General features: G+C 64.1%; 22 protein-coding genes. 13 read left to right on the top strand and 9 right to left on the bottom strand.

Annotation, left to right across the window (positions count from 1 at the left end; all coding sequences use genetic code 11):
* Window positions 1-128: 128 nt before the first annotated feature.
* On the top strand, window positions 129-296 hold the full coding sequence (locus JJT62_RS18475) for a hypothetical protein (RefSeq protein ID WP_165055642.1): 168 nt from the start codon (window positions 129-131) through the stop codon (window positions 294-296).
* Window positions 297-649: 353 nt separating this feature from the next.
* Here JJT62_RS18475 and JJT62_RS18470 read toward each other — a convergent pair whose 3' ends face one another.
* From JJT62_RS18470 to JJT62_RS18460, 3 genes are all read right to left on the bottom strand, one after another.
* Complete coding sequence (locus tag JJT62_RS18470) at window positions 650-2,308, bottom strand: acyl-CoA synthetase (protein WP_202074262.1); 1,659 nt, start codon at window positions 2,306-2,308, stop codon at window positions 650-652.
* Between the two features lie 273 nt (window positions 2,309-2,581).
* Window positions 2,582-3,295 carry a DUF1013 domain-containing protein gene (locus JJT62_RS18465; protein ID WP_202074261.1) on the bottom strand — a complete coding sequence of 238 codons (714 nt, stop codon included), beginning with the start codon at window positions 3,293-3,295 and terminating at the stop codon, window positions 2,582-2,584.
* 411 nt (window positions 3,296-3,706) lie between these two features.
* Window positions 3,707-4,783 carry a hypothetical protein gene (locus JJT62_RS18460; protein WP_202074260.1) on the bottom strand — a complete coding sequence of 359 codons (1,077 nt, stop codon included), beginning with the start codon at window positions 4,781-4,783 and terminating at the stop codon, window positions 3,707-3,709.
* Window positions 4,784-4,935: 152 nt separating this feature from the next.
* Between JJT62_RS18460 and JJT62_RS18455 the strand changes: the two genes are divergently transcribed.
* The 3 genes from JJT62_RS18455 to purN all read left to right on the top strand — a co-directional run bounded on the left by JJT62_RS18455 (window position 4,936) and on the right by purN (window position 7,355).
* On the top strand, window positions 4,936-5,355 hold the full coding sequence (locus tag JJT62_RS18455) for a VOC family protein (RefSeq protein WP_202074259.1): 420 nt from the start codon (window positions 4,936-4,938) through the stop codon (window positions 5,353-5,355).
* A 73-nt stretch (window positions 5,356-5,428) separates the two neighbouring features.
* Window positions 5,429-6,493, top strand: coding sequence for a phosphoribosylformylglycinamidine cyclo-ligase (gene purM / locus JJT62_RS18450; RefSeq protein ID WP_202074258.1), 1,065 nt, complete (start codon window positions 5,429-5,431; stop codon window positions 6,491-6,493).
* Between the two features lie 211 nt (window positions 6,494-6,704).
* A complete protein-coding gene (gene purN, locus JJT62_RS18445; protein WP_202074257.1) occupies window positions 6,705-7,355 on the top strand; it encodes a phosphoribosylglycinamide formyltransferase in 651 nt (216 codons plus the stop codon).
* A 171-nt stretch (window positions 7,356-7,526) separates the two neighbouring features.
* On the opposite strand, the gene ndk is transcribed toward purN, so the two are convergent.
* Window positions 7,527-7,949: a nucleoside-diphosphate kinase gene (ndk, locus tag JJT62_RS18440; RefSeq protein WP_202074256.1), complete on the bottom strand. Its 423-nt coding sequence runs from the start codon at window positions 7,947-7,949 to the stop codon at window positions 7,527-7,529.
* A gap of 273 nt (window positions 7,950-8,222) precedes the next feature.
* Here ndk and JJT62_RS18435 point away from each other — a divergent pair, with 273 nt between their 5' ends.
* Window positions 8,223-8,450 carry a helix-turn-helix domain-containing protein gene (locus tag JJT62_RS18435; RefSeq protein WP_370568588.1) on the top strand — a complete coding sequence of 76 codons (228 nt, stop codon included), beginning with the start codon at window positions 8,223-8,225 and terminating at the stop codon, window positions 8,448-8,450.
* 3 nt (window positions 8,451-8,453) lie between these two features.
* On the opposite strand, the gene tpiA is transcribed toward JJT62_RS18435, so the two are convergent.
* Window positions 8,454-9,206, bottom strand: coding sequence for a triose-phosphate isomerase (tpiA, locus tag JJT62_RS18430; RefSeq protein WP_202074254.1), 753 nt, complete (start codon window positions 9,204-9,206; stop codon window positions 8,454-8,456).
* A 114-nt stretch (window positions 9,207-9,320) separates the two neighbouring features.
* Here tpiA and JJT62_RS18425 point away from each other — a divergent pair, with 114 nt between their 5' ends.
* From JJT62_RS18425 to arsB, 3 genes are read left to right on the top strand one after another with little or no spacing between them, the layout of a single operon-like run.
* On the top strand, window positions 9,321-9,659 hold the full coding sequence (locus JJT62_RS18425; protein ID WP_202074253.1) for a helix-turn-helix transcriptional regulator: 339 nt from the start codon (window positions 9,321-9,323) through the stop codon (window positions 9,657-9,659).
* Window positions 9,656-10,186, top strand: a complete 531-nt coding sequence (locus tag JJT62_RS18420) for an arsenate reductase ArsC (protein ID WP_202074252.1) — start codon at window positions 9,656-9,658, stop codon at window positions 10,184-10,186. The genes JJT62_RS18425 and JJT62_RS18420 overlap by 4 nt, the downstream gene beginning before the upstream one ends.
* On the top strand, window positions 10,183-11,238 hold the full coding sequence (gene arsB / locus JJT62_RS18415; RefSeq protein ID WP_202074251.1) for an ACR3 family arsenite efflux transporter: 1,056 nt from the start codon (window positions 10,183-10,185) through the stop codon (window positions 11,236-11,238). The genes JJT62_RS18420 and arsB overlap by 4 nt, the downstream gene beginning before the upstream one ends.
* Window positions 11,239-11,251: 13 nt before the next feature.
* On the opposite strand, the gene JJT62_RS18410 is transcribed toward arsB, so the two are convergent.
* From JJT62_RS18410 to JJT62_RS19275, 3 genes are all read right to left on the bottom strand, one after another.
* The gene (locus tag JJT62_RS18410; protein WP_246729853.1) at window positions 11,252-11,695 is read right to left on the bottom strand and encodes a hypothetical protein; all 444 of its coding nucleotides are present in this window, start codon (window positions 11,693-11,695) and stop codon (window positions 11,252-11,254) included.
* A gap of 336 nt (window positions 11,696-12,031) precedes the next feature.
* Window positions 12,032-12,160 carry a hypothetical protein gene (locus JJT62_RS19400; RefSeq protein WP_255537342.1) on the bottom strand — a complete coding sequence of 43 codons (129 nt, stop codon included), beginning with the start codon at window positions 12,158-12,160 and terminating at the stop codon, window positions 12,032-12,034.
* Window positions 12,161-12,183: 23 nt separating this feature from the next.
* On the bottom strand, window positions 12,184-12,516 hold the full coding sequence (locus tag JJT62_RS19275) for a hypothetical protein (protein WP_246744995.1): 333 nt from the start codon (window positions 12,514-12,516) through the stop codon (window positions 12,184-12,186).
* A gap of 237 nt (window positions 12,517-12,753) precedes the next feature.
* On the opposite strand from JJT62_RS19275, the gene JJT62_RS18400 reads away from it, so the two are divergent.
* Genes JJT62_RS18400 through JJT62_RS18390 form a run of 3 tightly spaced genes read left to right on the top strand, consistent with a single transcriptional unit; the run spans window position 12,754 to window position 16,762 of the window.
* On the top strand, window positions 12,754-14,652 hold the full coding sequence (locus JJT62_RS18400) for a SurA N-terminal domain-containing protein (RefSeq protein ID WP_202074250.1): 1,899 nt from the start codon (window positions 12,754-12,756) through the stop codon (window positions 14,650-14,652).
* Window positions 14,649-16,181: an anthranilate synthase component I gene (trpE, locus tag JJT62_RS18395; protein WP_202074249.1), complete on the top strand. Its 1,533-nt coding sequence runs from the start codon at window positions 14,649-14,651 to the stop codon at window positions 16,179-16,181. The genes JJT62_RS18400 and trpE overlap by 4 nt, the downstream gene beginning before the upstream one ends.
* A 56-nt stretch (window positions 16,182-16,237) precedes the next feature.
* Window positions 16,238-16,762: a DUF6163 family protein gene (locus tag JJT62_RS18390; protein WP_202074248.1), complete on the top strand. Its 525-nt coding sequence runs from the start codon at window positions 16,238-16,240 to the stop codon at window positions 16,760-16,762.
* Window positions 16,763-17,048: 286 nt separating this feature from the next.
* Here JJT62_RS18390 and JJT62_RS18385 read toward each other — a convergent pair whose 3' ends face one another.
* Window positions 17,049-18,074, bottom strand: coding sequence for a bifunctional nicotinamide-nucleotide adenylyltransferase/Nudix hydroxylase (locus JJT62_RS18385; protein ID WP_202074247.1), 1,026 nt, complete (start codon window positions 18,072-18,074; stop codon window positions 17,049-17,051).
* 344 nt (window positions 18,075-18,418) lie between these two features.
* On the opposite strand from JJT62_RS18385, the gene ldtR reads away from it, so the two are divergent.
* Window positions 18,419-18,931 (top strand): transcriptional regulator LdtR, encoded by a 513-nt coding sequence (ldtR, locus tag JJT62_RS18380; protein ID WP_202074246.1) that lies wholly within the window; start codon window positions 18,419-18,421, stop codon window positions 18,929-18,931.
* Between the two features lie 162 nt (window positions 18,932-19,093).
* Complete coding sequence (locus tag JJT62_RS18375; RefSeq protein ID WP_202074245.1) at window positions 19,094-20,197, top strand: site-2 protease family protein; 1,104 nt, start codon at window positions 19,094-19,096, stop codon at window positions 20,195-20,197.
* The last annotated feature ends 594 nt before the right edge of the window (window positions 20,198-20,791 follow it).

Here is a 20,791-nt window from a genome sequence, read left to right as displayed (position 1 = left end):
ACAGGCCCGAAACTTGTGCTACCTTTTCCCTGCGTCGAAATGACGCGCCCGCCAAACAACCGGGGGGCCACGCGCCACAAAAACAAAAAGACTTGGCGTGCAATGGGAACGAAAGAGGAGTGAAGGTTATGGCTGACAAAGAACTCGAGATCACCACCAACACTTACATCTTCGCTGGCGTCGGCGCCGTGATTCTCGGCGGCCTCGCGGCTGCTGCGCTCGGCGGCCTGCCGAACACCATCGCGGCTGGCGTCGTGGGCGCGCTCGCGGGCGGCTGCCTCGGCCTGTTCTTCTAACCGACGCCTTCGACGCGGCGCTGGTCTGGCCGCCAGCGCAGCGCCAAAACGTCGACAGCCAGCATTCGGGAGACGAATGCTGGCTGCGTTTTTTTGTAGATTGTTCTTTTTCGAGAGGCAGCCCGAAACCGGCTGCTCAAATTGCTGACAAAGTGGCGAACGCCCCTCGTGCTTCGAGACGCCTGCTGCGCAGGCTCCTCAGCATGAGGAGCTTCTGCAACTTAGTCGAACACTTAGGCCTCATCCTGAGGAGCGAGCGACGCTCGCGTCTCGAAGGGCGAGGCCGCCTCGGAGGTTTGTTAACAACTGGGCAGCCGAAACCGACTCCTGGCAGTCGCTCGACGACGCCCTGATCAGAGCGTCGCCGCCGTCGCCCCGCCCGGCCACATCTCCCGCGCCTTCGCGCGCAGAACATATTTCTGGACCTTGCCTGTCGAAGTCTTCGGCAACGCGCCGAAGACCACGTGGCGCGGGCATTTGAAATGCGCCAGATGCTTGCGCGACCAGGCGATGATCTCCTCCGCCGACGCCAGCTCGCCGTCCTTCAGCTCGATGAAGGCGCAAGGCGTCTCGCCCCACTTGTCGTCGGGCGCGGCGACCACCGCCGCCGCGGCCACTTTCGGATGTTTGAAGAGAACGTCCTCGACCTCGATCGACGAAATATTCTCGCCGCCGGAGATGATGATGTCCTTGGAGCGGTCCTTGAGCTGGATATAGCCGTCGTGATGGATCACGCCGAGATCGCCAGTGTGAAACCAGCCGCCATGGAAGGATTTCTCGGTCGCCGAAGCGTTCTTGAGATAGCCCTTCATCACGACATTGCCGCGAAACATCACCTCGCCCATTGTCGCGCCGTCGCGGGGCACGGGTTGCATGGTCTCGGGGTCGATCACGTCGAGATCGTCCAGGACGACATAGCGCACGCCCTGGCGCGCCTTCATATGCGCCTGCTCCTTGTCGTCGAGCGCGTCCCAGCTCTCCTGCCATTCATTGACGGCGGCCGGCCCATAGGTCTCGGTCAATCCATAGAGATGCGTCACCTCGAAACCGGCTTCCTTCATGGCCGCGAGCACGGCCTGAGGCGGCGGCGCGGCGGCGGTGAAGAATCGCACCGTCTCCCTCAGCGGCTTCTTTTCCGACTCTTTGGCGTTGAGCAGCGTCGACATGACGATCGGCGCGCCGCAGAGATGCGTGACGCCATGCTCGGCCATGAGCTCATACATATGTCCCGCCCGCACCTGCCGCAGGCAGACATGCGTGCCGGCTGCGACCGAGATCGACCAGGGGAAGCACCAGCCGTTGCAGTGGAACATCGGCAAGGTCCACAGATAGACCGGATGCCTGCCCATATCGCCGGTGAGGATGTTGCCGAGCGCCAAGAGATAGGCGCCGCGATGGTGGTAGACGACGCCCTTGGGATCGCCCGTCGTCCCCGAGGTGTAATTGAGCGAGATCGCGTCCCATTCGTCCTGCGGCGGCGCCCAGGCGAAGTCGGGGTCGCCGGAGAGCACGAAATCCTCATAGTCGATCGAGCCCAGCCGCTCGCCCGGCCCCGTATATTCGGGATCGTCGTAATCGATGATGAGAGGCTTGGATTTGCAGAGCGCCAGCGCCTCGCGGATCAGGCCCGAATATTCGCGATCGACGATCAGCGCCTTGGCTTCGGCGTGATCGAGGGTGAAGGCGAGGACCGAGGCGTCGAGCCTCGTGTTCAGCGTATTGAGGACGGCGCCCATCATCGGCGCGCCATAATGGCATTCGAGCATCGCCGGCGTATTGCCGAGCATGACGGAAACCGTGTCGTTGCGTCCGAGCCCGGCTTTGGCCAGCGCGCTCGCGAGGCGCCGGCTGCGCGAATAAAAGTCACGATAGCTGCGCCGCAAGTCGCCGTGAATGATCGCAACGCGGTTGGGGAAGACCGCCGCCGCGCGCGCGAGAAACGTCAGCGGCGTCAGCGGCTGGTAATTCGCCGGATTGCGGTCGAGATCGCGGTCATAGGCGGATGCGGTCATGAAGGACTCCGAAACGGGGCCGCGAAGGCCGGCCACGCAGTATGCAAGTTCTGGAGAAGGCGGCGAACCTTTTCGTCCATGCGTTTCCGCCTGCAAGACCGCCAGCCGGAAGGACCGCGAGCCTTCAGGCTCGCCTTGTGATGCGAGCCTGAAGGCTCGCGGTCCATTCGGCCTGTCGCGTTCCGACAAACGCACAGCAGGCGCGCCTGCCCCATGAGGATAGGTGCGCCCGCCAGGCAAATCAATTGCGCTCGCCGGTCTCGGCGTGACCGGTCACTCGCCGAAATCGAGGTCTTTCAGCTTGCCGAAGACGCGATCGGCGTCGAAATTATCTTCCTCTTCCTCCACCGGACGCGCGGCGGGCTTACCGAACACATCCTCGGTGGTCACCGGCTCGCGCACGCTGGTCGTCACGGCGGCCGGCACGAGAGTCTGGCCCTGATCCTCGACGACGGCGGGCCTGTCCTTGGCGGCGCGATTGACCTCGAAGTCGAGATCGATCTGCGAGCAAAGGCCGAGCGTGACCGGGTCCATCGGAGTCAACGAGGCTGAATTCCAATGCGTGCGTTCGCGGATCGCCTTCAGCGTCGCCTTGGTGGTGCCGACGAGGCGCATGATTTGCGCGTCCTTGAGTTCCGGATGGTTGCGCACGAGCCAGAGAATGGCGTTGGGGCGGTCCTGGCGGCGCGACAGCGGCGTATAGCGCGGACCGCGCGCCTTCTTGACCTCCGGCACGACGACCTTCGACACCGATAGCCTGAGGTGATGCTTGTTGTCGCGCTCGCCGCGCGCGATCTCGTCGCGCGTGAGCTGGCCCGAGGTGATGGGATCGTGGCCGCGAATGCCCGCTGCGACTTCGCCGTCGGCGATGCCCTTCACTTCCAGCGGGTGAAGCTTACAGAATTCGGCGATCTGATCGAAGGTCAGCGAGGTGTTTTCGACGAGCCAGACTGCCGTCGCCTTCGGCATCAAGGGGGCGTTGCTCATCTCGAAGAATCTCCTTGGGTCGGGACATGGCGGGAGCGTCCGGCGCCGCGCTTCTCCTGCGCTGGCGACCCATTAGGCTCGACCGTCCATGATGGGAATGAGGGCACATATACGCCGCCATGAGCAAAAGCGCAATGATTCAACCCGCCCACGCAGGGCTCCGAATTCCGGTCAACGAGCGGACGCGTTCCCGCGTCATGGCCGCGCTTGTCGCGGCCATCCACGCCGCGCCGACGCAGAAAGCTGCGAACATGAGCGGGAGCAACGCCGCTTCTTCTCCCCGCGTGTCGTCATGTCCCGGCGTGGATGCCCGCGACAAGCGCGGGCATGACGGTGGCGGCGTAAGGTTTGTTCACCTGGATCGGAGCCCTGCCCGCCCACGAGTGAACGCCGCTGCGCCCCCCGGACCTGCTAACGGGCCCTCCCCCGCGCATGGGCCGGCCGCAGACCGGAAAGATGCTCGGGCAGCAAGTCGCCCAAAGCCGCCCCGATCGCCGCGCCATATTTGTGGAAGAAGAGGCCGAAGGCGATGAGCAGCACGCCGATCCCCGACAGGGCGAAGGGGAAAAAGATCGAATTCTTGAAGACCTCGCTGGCCAAATAGCCAAGATACATCGTCACGCCAATGGCTCCGAAGACCGCATAGACGCGCCGCATCATGAAGAGGGAGAGAAATACGAGGCCCGCGTTGACGGCGCAATAAATCGCCTTGCCGAATTCGTCGCCAGCGTGCTGCGCCGTCAGGCCGCCCCAGAAAGCCAGAAGGCCGCCGAGATGCAGCCAAAAGGCGAAATCGCCGTTTCGCCAGCGCTTGAGATCGATGAGCCAGGCCACGGCGATGACGGCGAGGCCGAAATACATGCTCACCGACGCGCGCTGTTCCCAATCGAAGGTCTCAGTTCCCATGAGCCAGGGCGTCAGATCCATGGACATGAACCACAGGCAGAAGGCGATGACCATGGTGAGGAAGGGGAAGGGAAAGAAAGCCATCGCCGCGAGCGCCGAAACAATGGTCCCGACCTCCATCGGCAGCCAGCTCGATTTGATCCAGATATAGAAATCGCGATAGCCGCCGGGCGCGTCGACGGGGCTGTGGCCCCAGAGCGATTGCAGCGCGAAAATCGCGAGCGGCGCCATGCCCACCGCGCAGGTGACAAGCAACCCGCCAGGCGTGCGCAGATCGCGCCGCCACAGATAGGCGCCGGCGTAAAGAAAGCCCCCCGCATAAGCGAGCGCCGTCGTCAGCAGCGCCTTCTCGCCCCAAAGGCCGAAAGCGGTCGTCGAAAAAAGCCCCATGGCCGACAGCACGATCAGCGCGCCGGCATACCAGAGCACATGCACGAAATCGTAACGCGGCGGCTGGGAGGCCGGCGCGGGCGCGGCAATTCGCGCCGCGAAAAACGCCGCGAGTGTTTCGAACGTGGCGGCGTCGATGACGCCGGCGTCCCGCGCGGCGGCAATTTCGTCGATGATCGAGCGTGGCTTCATGATCTGACTCCTTCCATCGACCCGAATTCATAAGATTGCGTCGCAAAAAGCGCGATGCGCGGGCGCACGCCTCCGGGCGCGCCCGTCTGGTGGATCGTATATGAATCTTGCTCAGGCTTCGATTCCGCCGCCTCGAAGGCGCGCGAGGATACATGAAAGAAAGAAACGCGAATGAGGCGCTTGAAATGAATTCGCTCGGCCGTCTTGTCGTCCTCGTGCCGGATTACGATGAAGCAATCCAGTTCTATGTCGGCGTTCTCGGAATGCGGATCATCGCCGACATACCGGCGGGTGCGCTACGCTTCGTTCACCTGGGTTTTGCCGCCGAGCCGTCCATCGGCCTGTGGCTGCTGAAAGCCACGACAGCCGAGCAAAAGGCGCGCGTCGGAAATCAAACCGGCGGGCAACCTCTCGCGGTGATCTATACGGCGGACCTCCACGCCGAGAGCGATCGTCTGGCCGCCAAAGGCGTCCAATTCGTCTTACGCCCAACGGAGGAAGCCGATTCGATTTACGCGCAATTCCGCGACATTTACGGCAACATCTTCGTGCTGGTGCAGTTGAAAGCCTGACGGCGGCTCATTTGACAGCCGGGGGCGCATTGCCCATACCGCCTATGGGCGGGAGGCCCGACGGGACAAGGCCATGCAACAGAAAGCCAAAGGGCTCACCTATTCCGATGCGGGCGTCGACATCGATGCGGGAAACCGACTCGTCGATATGATCCGGCCGGCCGTGCGCGCGACGCGGCGCTCGGGCGCCGATGGCGAGATCGGCGGCTTCGGCGGCGTCTTCGATCTCAAGGCTGCAGGCTATGCCGACCCGCTGCTTGTCGCGGCCAATGACGGGGTGGGCACCAAGGTCAAGATCGCCATCGAATCCGGCCTGCATGGCACGATCGGCATCGACCTCGTCGCCATGTGCGTCAACGACCTCATTGTCCAGGGCGCCGAGCCGCTGTTCTTTCTCGACTATTACGCCACCGGCAAGCTCGACCCCGCGGTCGCCGCTTCCGTTGTGAAGGGAATTGCCGACGGCTGCGTCAAAGCGGGCTGCGCGCTGCTCGGCGGCGAGACGGCGGAAATGCCCGGCCTCTATTCGCGCAGCGACTATGATCTCGCCGGCTTCGCCGTGGGCGCCGTCGACCGCCGGCGCTTGCTGCCGCGCGAGGTCCATGTTGGCGACGTCGCCTTCGGCCTGCCCTCGTCGGGCGTGCATTCCAACGGCTTTTCGCTCGTGCGCCGCATCGTCAAGGACACGGGCCTCTCCTGGAACGCCACCGCGCCTTTCGCCCCCGAAATGACGCTGGCGCGGGCCCTGCTCGAGCCGACGCGTATTTATGTGAAGCCGCTGCTGGCCGCGCTGAAGCGCACGAACCACATTCGCGCGCTCGCCCATATCACCGGCGGCGGCTTCCCGGACAATTTGCCGCGCGTGCTGCCCAAGGGGCTGGGCGTATCGTTGGATCTGAGCGCCTTCGACGTGCCACGCGTGTTCAAATGGCTCGCCAAGACCGGCGATGTGGCGGAATCCGAGATGCTGCGCACCTTCAACTGCGGGATCGGCCTGGTGATCTTCGCCACGAAGGAAGGGGCGGATGAGGTCGAGACGATCTTGCGCGACATCGGCGAAAAGCCCGTGCGGATCGGCGCGGCGATCGACGCCGAGGGCGATGCGCGGGTCGTGATGAAGGGTCAGCTCGGGCTGTAAGAGCCCCCTCCCCCGCTCGCGCGGGAGGGCGAGTAGAACGCGGCCTTCATCCGGAGCGCTGATCGTGAGTATCCCCTCTCTCGCGTGCGGGAGAGGGTGGCCCTCGCGTTAGCGAGGGTCGGGTGAGGGCCCGCCCTCATCCGTCACCGCTTCGCGCGACACCTTCTCCCGCAAGCGGGAGAAGGAACTTAAACTACCAAGGTCGGAGACTATGACCCGCCTGCGCACCGCCATTCTCGTTTCCGGCCGCGGCTCCAATATGGACGCGCTGATCGCCGCCGCGCGCGCGCCGGATTTCCCAGCCGAGATCGCTCTCGTCCTCTCCAACCGCCCCGACGCTCCCGGCCTCGCAAAAGCCAAGGCCGCCGGCATCGCCGTCGCCGCGGTCGACCATAAGATCTACGCAGGCCGAGAGGAGTTCGAGCGCTCGCTAGAACTCGTTCTCGAAACCTACCGCGTCGACTTCATCTGCCTCGCCGGCTTCATGCGGCTCTTCACGCCCTGGTTCATCGGCCAATGGACAGGACGGATGCTCAACATCCACCCTGCTTTGCTGCCGTCCTACCGCGGCCTGCACACGCATGAGCGCGCGCTCGCTGACGGCGTGAAAATTCACGGCTGCACAGTGCATTTCGTCGTGCCGGAGATGGACGAGGGCCCGATCGTCGCCCAGGCCGCCGTGCCAGTGCTCGACGGCGACACGCCCGACACGCTCGGCGCGCGCGTGCTATCGCAGGAGCATGTCATTTATCCTTTGGCGTTGCGGCTCGTCGCGTCGGGCGCCGTGCGGATCGAGGGCAATCGCGTGTTGGGCGCGATGGCGGAAAGCCGGGAAAGGCTTGTCGCGCCGAAACCTTTTTAGGGAATCGAGATAGCGCCCGTCATTGCGAGGAGCGAAGCGACGAAGCAATCCAGGGCCGCAATCGCCGCTCTGGATTGCTTCGCTTCGCTCGCAATGACGGGAAGCGCTGGGTGTCTATGTCCTCCCGACGCGCGAAGCGATCGGGAATCCAGAACCATTCGCCCGAAAGTCTTAGCCGACGATCTCGTTGCCGGCGAAGAACTGGGCGATTTCGACGGCGGCCGTCTCGGGAGCGTCGGAGCCGTGCACCGAGTTCTCGCCGACCGACAGCGCATGCTCCTTGCGGATGGTGCCCGGCGCGGCGTTGGCCGGATTGGTGGCGCCCATCACTTCGCGATAGCGGGCGATGGCGTTCTCGCCCTCGAGCACCTGCACGACGACCGGCTCGGAGATCATGAAATCGACGAGCTCGCCGAAGAAGGGACGCTCCTTATGCACCGCATAGAAGGTCTCGGCCTGCTCGCGGGTCATGCGGATGCGCTTCTGCGCGACGATGCGCAGGCCCGCGCCCTCGATCAGGGCATTGATGGCGCCGGTGAGGTTGCGCTTGGTCGCGTCGGGCTTGAGAATGGAAAAGGTGCGTTCGATCGCCATGAGAGCGCATCGCCTCGTTGTTGGAGTGCTGAAAGGGTAAGCGCCGCGCTTATACCGGCGGCGCCGCGACGCGGCAAGCCTGACGCGGCGACGGCTCTCGGGCAGTAAGGGCTACCGATTGCGCTATGCCCCAGTGGAGGTATGCCGAAGGAGAACTCGTCGATGTCGGAAATCTTGAAGCAGGCAAAGAATGGTTGCCGCAGCGACATGGCCGAGGCCCTGCACGAGACGGCGAGCGGCCTTCACAGAATCGGCCTTTTGGACGCGAGAACGATGCGCGAATTCGACGTCGCGTGCCTCACCCCGGTGGAGCCGATGAGCGGGAAGGAAATCCTTGCCCTGCGCGAACGTGAGGGCGTCAGCCAAGGGATATTTGCGCGCGCCTTGAACGTCCGGCCGAAGCTCGTCAGCGAATGGGAGCGCGGCGAGAAAAAACCAAGCGGCCCGTCCCTCAAGCTGCTGTCGCTTGTCAAGGCTCATGGCCTGGTGGCGATTATTTAGCCGTTACCGATACGCCTCGGCGATCGCCATGAAATCCCGCGCCGTCAGGCTCGCCCCGCCAACCAGCGCGCCGTCGACATTCGGCACGCCCATCAGCTCCCGCGCATTCGCGGGCTTCACCGAGCCGCCGTAAAGTACGCGCACATCCTCGCTCTTACCGCCGCCGAGCCGCGCCTCGATCCGCTCCCGCGCGAAAGCGTGCATTTGCGCGACATCTTCCAGCGTCGGGGTGAGCCCCGTGCCGATCGCCCAGACCGGCTCATAGGCGACGACGATCGTTCCCGGCGCGTCTTCGGGAAGCGACGCCTCGATCTGCCGGCCCACGACCGACAGCGCTTCCCCCGCCTCCCGCTCGTGGCGCGTCTCGCCGACGCAGATGATGGGCTTCAACCCGGCGCGCAGCGCCGCCGTGGCCTTCACCCGCACGACATTGTCGGTCTCGCCGTGATCGGCCCGGCGTTCGCTGTGCCCAAGGATGACATAAGTAGCGCCGGCGTCCTTCAGCATCTCGGCGGAAATATCGCCGGTATGGGCGCCGCTTTCGGCGGCGTGGCAATCCTGCCCGCCGAGCCCGATCCCGTTGAGCAGGGCGACATCGAGCGCAAGCCCGATCAGCGTCGCGGGCGGGCAGATGATCAGCTCGACCTTTTTCTTCAGCGCGAGATCATACCCCGTCCCCATCGACGCGATTTCCGCAAGCGAGGCGATGAGCCCGTTCATTTTCCAGTTTCCGGCGACGAGCGGGCAGCGATCCATGCAGGAGAATCCTTCGAGCTTAAAAATGTTACGTAACAGAAGCTGACAGACTCGCAATATGGCGCATGTGGCGGCGCCATCGACTTGTCACAATAAATCGATATATCCAGAATCATGGAAACAGAAACCGCCCTCGCCTGCCTCGCCGCGCTCTCGCAGCAGACCCGGCTCGAGGCTTTTCGAGCTCTCGTTTGCGCCGAGCCCAAGGGCCTGCCGGCCGGCGAGCTGGCGCGCTTCCTCAGCGTGCCGCAAAATACGCTTTCGGCCCATCTCAACGTCCTCTCCCACGCAAAGCTGGTCACCAGCGCCCGCAACGGACGCAGCGTCGTCTATCGCGCCGATCTTTCGCAACTGAACGCGCTCAGTCGCTTCCTCGTCGAAGACTGCTGCGGCGGAGCCGGATGCGCGCCGGCTCAAATACTCTCCCTCTCGAAATGTGAATCCGGACAATGACAGAGAAGATCTACAACGTATTGTTCCTGTGCACGGGCAACAGCGCCCGCTCGATCATGGCCGAGAGCATACTGCGCCAGCTCGGCGCCGGCCGATTCAAGGCATTTTCCGCCGGCAGCCATCCGAAGGGCGAGGTCAACCCCTACGCCCTGCTGACGCTGGAGAAGATGGGCTTTCCGCATGACGGCTTTCGCTCCAAGAACTGGGACGAATTCGCAGTCCCCGGCGCGCCGCAGATGGATTTCGTCTTCACCGTCTGCGACAACGCCGCGGGCGAAGCCTGCCCGCTCTGGCCGGGCCAGCCGATGACCGCGCATTGGGGCATCGAAGACCCCGCCGCCGAGGACGGCGCGGACATAGAGAAGCAGCGCGCCTTCGCCCTCGCCTTTCGCTACCTCAAGAATCGCATCGAGCAGTTCTGCGCGATCCCTCTGCATCGTCTCGATCGCCTGGCGGTCGGCGCGCGCCTGCGCGAAATCGGCGAGACCGAGGGCGTGACCGCTCGAGAAGCGGAGCAAACGCCGTGACGATTTTCGAACGCTATCTGACGCTTTGGGTCGCCCTCTGCATCGTCGCGGGCGTCGGGCTCGGGCACTTTCTGCCGGGCTTCTTCCACGCGCTCGGCGCGCTCGAAATCGCGAAGGTCAATCTGCCTGTCGCGGCGCTCATCTGGTTGATGATCGTGCCGATGCTCATGAAGATCGACTTCGCCGCGCTGAAAGAAGTGGGGCGCCATTGGCGCGGCATCGGCGTGACGCTTTTCGTCAATTGGGCGGTGAAGCCCTTCTCGATGGCGCTGCTCGGCTGGCTCTTCATCGGCCATCTGTTTCGGCCCTATCTGCCCGCCGAGCAGATCGACTCCTACATCGCCGGGCTCATCCTGCTCGCGGCGGCGCCCTGCACGGCGATGGTCTTCGTCTGGTCGAGCCTCACCAAGGGCGAGCCGCATTTCACGCTAAGCCAAGTGGCGCTCAACGACGCCATTATGATCGTCGCCTTTGCGCCGATCGTCGGGCTGCTGCTCGGGCTCTCGTCGATCACCGTGCCTTGGGACACGCTGTTGCTCTCGGTGGCTCTTTACATCATCGTCCCGGTGATCGCGGCGCAGATTGCGCGCAGCCGCCTCATCGCCTCTGGCGGCGAGACGCGCCTCTCCCAGGCGCTTGCCAAGATTGGCCCGCTGTCGCTCGTCGCGCTGCTGGCGACGCTGGTCCTGCTGTTCGGCTTTCAGGGCGAACAGATCATCCGCCAGCCGGCGATCATCGGCTTGCTCGCGGTTCCGATCCTCATCCAGGTCTATTTCAATTCCGCGCTCGCCTATGCGCTCAATCGTCTTTTCGGAGAAGCGCATTGCGTTGCCGGCCCCTCGGCGCTCATCGGGGCCAGCAATTTCTTCGAGCTCGCCGTGGCGGCGGCGATCAGCCTCTTTGGTTTCGACTCCGGCGCCGCGCTGGCGACTGTCGTCGGCGTGCTGATCGAAGTGCCGGTGATGCTCAGCGTCTGCTCCATCGTAAACCGCAGCAAGGGCTGGTACGAGCGCGGCGCGATACGCGAGACCCAGGTCGCGCCGGCCGATTAGCCCTCGCTGCCGCTTATTCGGCGCAGAGACGGTAGCCGAGGCTGGCGAGCTGCGCGCCGCTGATCTTCAGCAGCGGCCCCGGCACCGCGCCGCGCGAATTGCGCACGTGATTGAGGAAGATGCGCCGCAGCGGCGGCTTATAGGCGGAGGCGAAAACCGCCGTCATCTGCGGATCGACGACGCCGCTGGTCGGCCCGCCGACCCATGGCGCATGGAAACCGAAGACAGCGCCCGGCGACACGCAGGAGCGCTTGGCGGCAAGATAAAGCGTGCAGGACGAATCGCATTCGACCGCCCCGATGCGCACCGGCTCCCCGCGCGCCTGCGCTTCCTGAACGCGCGCCACATAGGGCTCCACGCGTCCGCCGTAATCATGATCCACCACATCGAAAGCCTTTGCGGGGACAGAAAAGAGTACGAGCGTCATCATTCCTGCAAGACCGAAAGATCGCAGCATAGCTGTTCCTTTTGAGGCGCTTGGGCGTTGCGTTAATCGCCGCACATTTTTTCGTCGAGCTCCGTGGGCCAAGCGCTCGCCCCGGAGCCGTTGCCCGGGCGAATTCGGCCCCGTCAGCTTCAGCGTCTCAACCGTTACGCGAGCGCTTGCCTGCCGGCAAGTAGGCCGCTGTTTTTGAACGAAGTTTCAGAGAAAAAATTTGCGTGAGGGCCTTGAAGCGCGCGAATCGCGCTCTTTATCGGGCGAGACTTGGGCGACGCGGCGCCAAAAGGCGCGCAAGGATGGGGCGCAGACGCCGTCGCAGGGGAACGGCGTCTGCTGCGAGCGGAAAGCGCGCTATTGGAGCGCCGCGCCGATCGCCAAAGCCGCTCTCACGACCCCTGCGATCAGGATCACGCCAAGCGCATTGCGCAGAACAACGCGCAGCCGCGCCGACGGCGTGTTGCAGTAGAATTTGGGAGCCACTCCGCCCTCAGTCCTCGATTCCATCAGCAGCCGTAGGGCCCGCAGTCGGGCGACTGATAATAGTAGCCTCTCGAACGGCGGTAGCCGCCATAAGCTGGCGGCGGGGCGTCATAATAGTATTCGGGTGGCGGCGGGGGCGGCGGCGGCGCGGTCAAGGCCCCGGCGGCGGCGCCAGTCGCGCCGCCGATCAGGGAGCCGGCAAGCGCGCCACGGCCGCCGCCGGCCAACCCGCCGATTCCGGCGCCGGCCAGCGCCCCGATGGCGCCGCCGCCCACCGCCCGGCTCTCGGGCGTGTAGCAGCCCGCAAGCGGCGCAGCGACAGCAACGACGGCGACGAGGGCGAATGTCTTTTTCATTTTGAGTTCCAGGTCGGTTCCAAAAGGTCGGGCGAAAGGGCCGCCCGGAGAACCTCGGGCGACTGCGGCTCACGGGAGCCATCTCCAATTGTCCTGTGTGGAACCTTAACGCTGCATGTATGAGCGCCGGGGCGCGTGTCGTTCGCGCTTGTCATTGCCACGGCCCGCGCCCCTCCCTATAGTCCGCGCCAAAATGGGAGCAGAAAGCTCCCGAAAACACGAACGGGGAACCGGAATATGCTCGAGGGCCTGCGCGTCGCTTCGCAGAACTGGATCGGCCGCGCCATCATGGCGGTTGTGATGGGCGTTATCGTCATCAGTTTCGCGATCTGGGGCGTCGGCGACGTCTTTCGCGGCATGACCTCCCAGCGCCTCGCCAAGGTGGGCTCGGGCGAGGTCACGGTGGACCAGTTCCGCACCGCCTTTCAGAACGATCTGCGCCGCATCCAGCAGCGCCTGCGCCACGCCGTCACCGCCGAAGAGGCGCATAAGGCAGGCATGGACCTTCAGGTGCTCGAACGCCTCGTCACCGACGTCGCGCTCGACCAGAAAGCCCGTAACCTTGGCCTCGCCGCCAGCGACGACACCGTCCAGCGGCTGATCTCCAATGAGAAGGCCTTCCAGACCAACGGCAAATTCGACGCCGAGAAGTTCAAGGCCATCGCCCGCGACAATGGCTATACGGAGCGCAGCTTCGTCGCCGACCAGAAGGGCGCCTATCTGCGCAAGACGCTCACCGACCTCGTCATCAACGGCGTCGAGCCGCCCAGGCTGATGATCGAGGCGATCCATCGCTTCCGCAACGAGGCGCGCTCGGTCGATTATGTCATCCTGCCGGTCTCCGCCGCCGGCGAGGCGAAGGCGCCCAGCGACGAAGAGCTGAAGAAATATTTCGACGATCGCGAGCAGAGCTTCCGCGCCAAGGAATATCGCAAGATCACGACGCTGGAAGTGAGCCCGGCGACCGTCGCCAAGCCCGCCGATATTTCCGACGCGGACGCCCGCAAGCTCTATGACGACGTGAAAACCAAGCGCTTCGGCGCGCCGGAGAAGCGCGAGGTCCGTCAGCTCGTCTTCAAAACCGAGAAGGAAGCCGAGGAGGCGCTCGCCAAGCTCAAAGGCGGCATGGACGTCGACGCCCTCGCGGTCGAACTCAAGCGTAATCCGAAGGACGTGGACCTCGGCTTCGTCGAGCAGCGCGACTTCGGCGACGCCAAGGTGGGCGCGGCCGTCTTCGCTTTGCCCCAGCCTGGCGTGGCCGAGCCTGTGACCACCGCTTTCGGCACGGTCGTCTCGGTCGTGAAGAAGATTTCGCCGGCCGTCGTCACCAAGACCTATGAACAGGTTGCGGACCAGCTCAAGGCCGAGGTCGCCCAGCAGAGGGCCGCGCCGGAAGTGCGCCGTCTGCACGAGGCGGTGGAGGATCAGCGCGCCTCCGGCAAAACGCTCGCCGAAGCCGCCGCCGCCGTCGGCCTGAAGACCCGCACGATCGACGCCGTGGACGACGCCGGCAATGGCAAGGACGGCAAATCAGTCGACGCCCCGGCAGGCGCCGATCTGCTCAAGGCCGCCTTCGCCTCCGACGTCGGCGTCGACAACGAAACGGTCGGGACGCGTGACGGCGGCTATGTCTGGTTCGAGATCAATGCAATCGAGCCCGCTCGCCAGAAGACCTTCGACGAAGTGAAGAGCGCTGTCGCCGAAGCCATGCGCGCCGAGAGCGCCCAGAAGGCGCTCACCGCCAAGGCCGACGACATCGTCGCCAAGATCAAGGGCGGCCAGCCGATCGACGCCGTCGCCAAGGAGCTGAACCTCGACGTACAGCGCGCAACCGACGTGAAGCGCGCCCAGCGCCCGGACTTCAACACCAATACGATCGTGCAGTTCTTCGAGGTCGCGCCGGGCGGCGCCGGCTCGGTCTCCGTCGATGGCGGCCGGCTGATCTTCGTCGTCAAGGACGCGCAGACGCCGCCCTTCGATCCGAACTCGATCGAATCGAAGACGATCGCCGAGCAGTTGAAGCCCGCACTGCAAAACGACCTGCTCGAGCAATATGTCGGCGGCCTCGAAAAGGCGCTCAACGTCGAGATCAACGAAAAAGCCCTGCAGATGGCGACGGGCGCCGAAAAGGAATGACCGGCGCTACATTCGAGCCGGACGTCGAGGCCTTTGCCGCCGATTACGACGCGGGCCGGCCGCGGCTCGTCGTCACGCGCCTTGTCGGCGATCTGGAGACGCCCGTCTCCGCCTATCTGAAGCTGTCGGGTGCGCGCGACGGCGCGGCCTTCCTGCTGGAATCAGTGGAAGGCGGCGCGGCGCGGGGCCGCTATTCGATGATCGGCCTCGACCCGGATGTGATCTTCCGGGCCGTGGGCGACAAGGCCGAGATCAACCGCAACGCGCTCGGCAATAAGAACGCCTTCGTTCCCTGCGATGCGCCCCCTCTCATGGCGCTGCGCCAGCTCATCGCCGAATCCGCGATTCCCGCGGCCACGCAGCTTCCGCCCATGGCGGCGGGCGTCTTCGGCTATCTGGGCTATGACATGGTGCGCCAGATGGAACGTCTGGCGCCCGCCAAGGAAGACAAGATCGGCGTCCCCGACGCGCTGCTGCTGCGCCCGACGGTGATGGTCGTCTTCGATACGGTGAAGGACGAAATCTCAATCGTCACGCCGGTGCGCCCGCGCGAAGGCGTGACGGCGAAGGCGGCCTATGAAGCGGCGCTGACGCGTCTCGACAAGGTCGTCGCAACGCTGGAGGCGCCGCTCGACCACCGCGACGCTGGCTGCGATCCGCAGCTTTTGGCGCAGGAGTCCGTCTCCAATACGCCCAAGTCGCGCTTTCTCGAAATGGTCGAGCGCGCCAAGGAATATATCCGCGCCGGCGACATCTTTCAGGTCGTGCTGTCGCAGCGCTTCACGGCGCCTTTTGCCCTCCCCGCCTTCGCGCTCTATCGCGCCCTTCGCCGCGTCAATCCGGCGCCGTTCCTGTGTTTCCTCGACTTTGGCGATTTCCAGATCGTCTGCTCGAGCCCCGAGATTCTCGTGCGCGTCGCGGACGGCAAGGTGACGATCCGCCCCATCGCCGGCACGCGCTGGCGCGCCGAGACCAAAGTCGAGGACGAGCGCCTTGCCGCAGAGCTTCTCGCCGACGAGAAGGAGCGCGCGGAACATCTGATGCTGCTCGACCTCGGCCGCAACGACGTCGGCCGCGTGGCAAAGACGGGCACTGTGCGCGTGACCGATAGTTTCACGATCGAACGCTACAGCCACGTCATGCATATCGTCTCGAATGTCGAAGGCGAGCTGGATGACGCGCGCTTCGACTGCATCGACGCGCTCGCAGCGGGCTTTCCGGCCGGCACGGTCTCCGGCGCGCCCAAGGTGCGCGCCATGGAGATCATCGACGAGCTGGAAACCGACAAGCGCGGCATCTACGGCGGCTGCATCGGCTATTTCGGCTCGGGCGGGCAGATGGACACCTGCATCGTGCTGCGCACGGCGATCGTCAAGGACGGCAAGATGCATGTTCAGGCCGGCGCGGGCGTCGTCTACGACAGCGAGCCGGAATATGAAAACCGCGAATGCGTGAACAAGGCCAAGGCGCTGTTCCGCGCTGCGGAGGAAGCCGTGCGCTTCGCCTCCCGCGCGCGCCGCGGCCAATAGAAAGACAAGCGAGCGGGCCTCTTTCTAAAGGCCCGCTCAGCCGTTAAGGACCGTTGATGGCCGACCCCACCATTTACGACGACGGCGACGATCCTTACCGACCGATCCGCGTCGGCGATCCCGGCCCTGCGGGCGAAGCGGCGAAATGGGGCATGCTGCTATCGCGCTTCATGCGCATTGTGGCGCTCTTCTGGCTCCTGCAGGGACTGATGCATTGGCGCATCGTGCTGACCGCGCAGCAGTCGATCTTCGACGCCATGCCGCTGAACGCCGCCCTCTCGATCGTCTTCTTCGCAGTGCTCGACCTCGTCGCGGGCGTCGGCCTGTGGCTTGCGACCCCTTGGGGCGGCGTGCTCTGGCTTCTCATCGCCAGCGCGCAGATTTTCATGACGCTGAGCACGCCGGGCTTCTTCATCGGCGGCTATTGGCTCATCGGCGTCAACGCCATCCTCATTCTGATGTATTTCGCGCTGACCTTCGAGGCTGGCCGTGACGTCGAAGCCCAGCGTCTGCGCGAGCGGCGCCGGCGCAAAGCGCAAGCGCGCGCCTCGGCCGGGGAAAAACCTGCGCAAGAAAGCTGAGGCGCTTTCCGCTCAGCCTGTTTCGGGCGCGGGGCTGCGGCGCCCGTTAGCCGCCAAGGCCCAACCGCCGTGATGCACGCCAAGGAGAATGTGGTCGACAAGACCCTCGATAATGTTGAAAGCGTCCCACCCCGGATCAGTATGGCTCCGATAAATCGCGCTCCGGACCGCGCAAAATAAACGTCATTGCGAGCCGAAGGCGAAGAAATCCAGAGCCGCAACACGCGTGCTGGATTGCTTCGTCGCTTCGCTCCTCGCAATGACGACCGGAGTCGAAGGGGACGCGCTACCAAGCTGCTCCGAGAAAATGTTCGAGGATGAAAAAATGATCCTCGAACAGGCATGCGCGCATGTTCTGAAGCTCCGAGACGGGAACCCAGCGCGCCCGCGCCGCGTCGTCTGCGCCGCGCACGCTCGGCAATTCCCCGGCAGGAAAATCGAAATAGAAGGCGTGGGTGATCGTGCGGCCGCGCAGCGAGCGGTCGGGATGATCGAAAACCCTCTGCCCGCGCAGGCTGCCGCGCAGCACGGGCGCCGGAATTTTGAGCCGCGTCTCCTCGCGCAGCTCGCGAATGGCGGCGTCGCGCAGCGTTTCGTCCTCGTTTACGAAGCCGCCCGGCAAGGCCCATAGTCCCCGCCCCGGCTGCGCCTTGCGCTTGATGAGCAGCACATGGCCGGAATGCGCGACGACCGAATCCACGGTCACGAAGACAGGCGGATAAGGCGCATCGACCCAGGCGGCGCGATAGCTCTCCACATGGCGAAATTCGTCGAGCGTTTGCCGATAGGCGTCCGTCTTGCGGAAGGCGTCGATGATCTCGAAGACCGGCGCCGGCACATTGGCTTCGATCAGGCGCAGCGCGCCGGGCTCTTGCGAAAAGAGCCGACGCCGCAGCTCAGTCGTGGACAAGAGCGGGACAGACGCGGCGTCGACCAGCTCCCATTGCGGAAACGCCTTCAGATAATAACTGGACGCGTCTTTGCTGGAGCCGAAAAGCGCGATGCATTTGACGTCGCCAGCGACGCGCGCCACTTGCGCCTGCGCTTCCGCAAGCCAGGCGTTTTCATTGTAGAGATGGTCACGCAAAGGCAAAGCCGTCACACGGGCGGCGTCGGCGCCCAGCGCCGCCTCGATCATGACGACGCGCTCCGTGAAGCTCCAGGGGTTCTTTGCCGTGCGCGGCGCTTCCGCCGAGCCGACAAGCGCGACGACGCGGCTGGAGAGCGCGAGCGCGCGCTGCAAAATCGTAAGATGTCCGAGGTGAAATGGCTCGAAACGGCCGATGAAGACCGCAAGATCGTAGCGCATCATGAGGCTCCCTCATGGCATGAGAGCGGTCGGTCCTCCCGGCCGCATGGCGCGCCGCCAATATGGGAAAGTTAATCTCGCCGACCGTCTCTATCAAGAACGCGAGGGGTTTTCCTCGAACGCCGGTCGCTCTACGTTAAGATTCTCCATAAAACCTTATACAATCCACGAAATGTTTAAGACAGATTCAGCTTAAATCGACTGTTAGAATTTAGCCCCTGTTCACCGAAAGCCGCCTTTAGTCGGTAAACAAGGGATTCAGTCTGTTATTTAAACTCAAGTTCATTCGTATCGGTCTAATTTGAGTGCATCAAAGATCAACATGCTATCGAACGATGGAGGAGAAGATGAACGTCGCAACGAAGTCAGCACCCCAGCCGACCCGCGCGGAACGCATCGGCGAGGTCCGCCCGGTATATCTCGAGGCGCTCACGCTCGTCGAACGTCTTCACCGTCGCCTTCTCGACGTGATCAAGGATGAATTCGACCGCCGCGACCGCGGCGACGTCAATTCCGTTCAGGCCCTGTTGCTCTACAATATCGGCGACAAGGAGCTGACCGCCAGCGAGCTGCGCACGCGCGGCTATTATCTCGGCTCCAACGTCTCCTACAACGTCAAGAAGCTCGTCGAGATGGGCTATCTGCATCACGCCCGCTCGCGCCTCGACCGCCGTTCGGTGCGCATCAGCCTCACGCCCAAGGGCAAGGAAGTTCACGACATCGTTGCGCAGCTCTACGACAAGCACGCCACGACCATCGAACACATTGGCGGCGTCTCGGTCGACGAGTTCCGCAATCTCAACCAGTCGCTGACCCGGCTGGAGCGCTTCTGGACCGACCAGATTCGCTATCGCCTCTGATTTTTCTGCTCATCCTTCCATCGTCGACTTCGCCGGCGCGGCCCGCTCAGGGCTTCGCCGGCGCTTTTGGCTTTCTGGGGGGCAAAGCTCTGGCCTGCTCTGGCGAAAAGCCCCGGCGCGCCCTATGTTTCAGCGGATCGTTTACGCTTCGGGGGCGTTGATATGCGCTGGTCGATTACGCTCGGCACGTTCAAGGGAACGGCTGTGCGCGTTCACGTTACCCTGCTGCTTTTCCTGGCCTGGATCGGGATCGCCGCTTATCAGCGCGGCGGCGCGCATGCGGCCGGCGAAAGCGTGCTGTTCATCTCCGCCATCTTTCTTTGCGTGGTGCTGCACGAATTCGGGCATATTCTCACCGCCCGGAAGTTCGGCGTCGTCTCGCATGAAGTCACGTTGCTGCCCATCGGCGGCGTGGCCGATATGGAATCCATGCCGAAGCGGCCGTATCAGGAGCTTCTGGTCGCGATCGCCGGCCCCTTCGTCAATGTCGTCATCGCCGCACTTCTCTTCGCGATCTCCGGCGCCTTCAATCTCGGCCAGGCGGCCCATATCAGCGACCCGAATATCGGCGTTCTGGAGCGGTTGGCGGCGACCAATATTTTTCTCGCGATCTTCAATCTGATTCCGGCCTTTCCCATGGACGGCGGGCGGGTGCTGCGCGCGGCGCTCGCCATGTGGCTCGGCCAGGGTCAGGCGACCCGCATCGCCGCTCAGATCGGCCAGGGCTTCGCTTTTTTCCTGGGCTTTGCCGGGCTTTTCGGCCATCCGATGCTGATCTTCATCGCCATCTTCGTCTATATGGCGGCGGCGGGCGAGGCGCAGATGATGTCCCTCACGGAGGCCGCGCGGGGATTGCCGGCGGTCGACGCCATGGAGACAAGGATCGCCGCCATCGGACGCGGAACGACGGTGGGCGAAGCGATCGAGGTGCTCCTCGCCACCTCACAGGATGATTTTCCGATGGTGGATCAGGCCGGGCGGCTCGTCGGCCTGCTGTCGCGGGGGGAGATCGTCGAAGCCCTTCGGGCCGCCGATCCCGGCGCGCCGGTCGCGCCTTTCGCCCGGAAAGAAGTGGAGACCATCGGATCGGACGAGATGGTCGACGCGGCCATCCCCAAGCTCAACGCCGGCGACCCTGTAGGCGTCATCGACCCCGACGGGAGGCTCGTCGGCCTCCTCACCCGCCAGTCAATTGCAGAAATTATGATGATCCGAGACGCGCGGCCGGACTGGCGCTTCGGACGGCGCGGGTTGCAGCCTCAGTAAAAGCAGTCACACGAGATCCGCTCGATTGGTTCGGCGCCATCCCCGACGCTCGCGCCGTTTGGCACCCGTCATTGCGAGGAGGCCGAGCCGACGAAGCAATCCAGGGCCGCATCGCCGCCCTGGATTGCTTCGCTTCGCTCGCAATGACGGGCTCCGAGTAAAACCAGCGCTCTTGTGGCTCTGGATTCCCGATCGGACCTTTGGCTCGTCGGGAATGACAAGTCCCCACGCGAGCTATTCAACCGGAAATAGTATAAAGCCTCCGAGGCGGCCTCCTCCTTCGAGACGCGAGCTTCGCTCGCTCCTCAGGATGAGGGCCTAAGTGTTTGGCGCAGACAGCAGAAGCCCCTCATGCTGAGGAGCCTGCGCAGCAGGCGTCTCGAAGCATGAGGGGCGTCAGCCACTTTATCAAAAAAGCAACGGTCAGCTTTTACCCCCTCAGCGCTCCCGTCATGGCCGCGCTTGTCGCGGCCATCCACGCCGCGCCGACGCGGAAAAGCTGGGAACATGAGCGCAACGACGCAAGCTCCCCCGCGTGTCGTAACGTCTTGGCGTGGATGCCCGCGACAAGCGCGGGCATGACGCGGCTGAGTA

This window comes from Methylocystis sp. Sn-Cys, assembly GCF_016745395.1.
Classification (GTDB): Bacteria; Pseudomonadota; Alphaproteobacteria; order Rhizobiales; family Beijerinckiaceae; genus Methylocystis; species Methylocystis iwaonis.
Note: the sequence above shows the minus strand (reverse complement) of the source record. Positions and strands in the feature narration are given on the sequence as shown.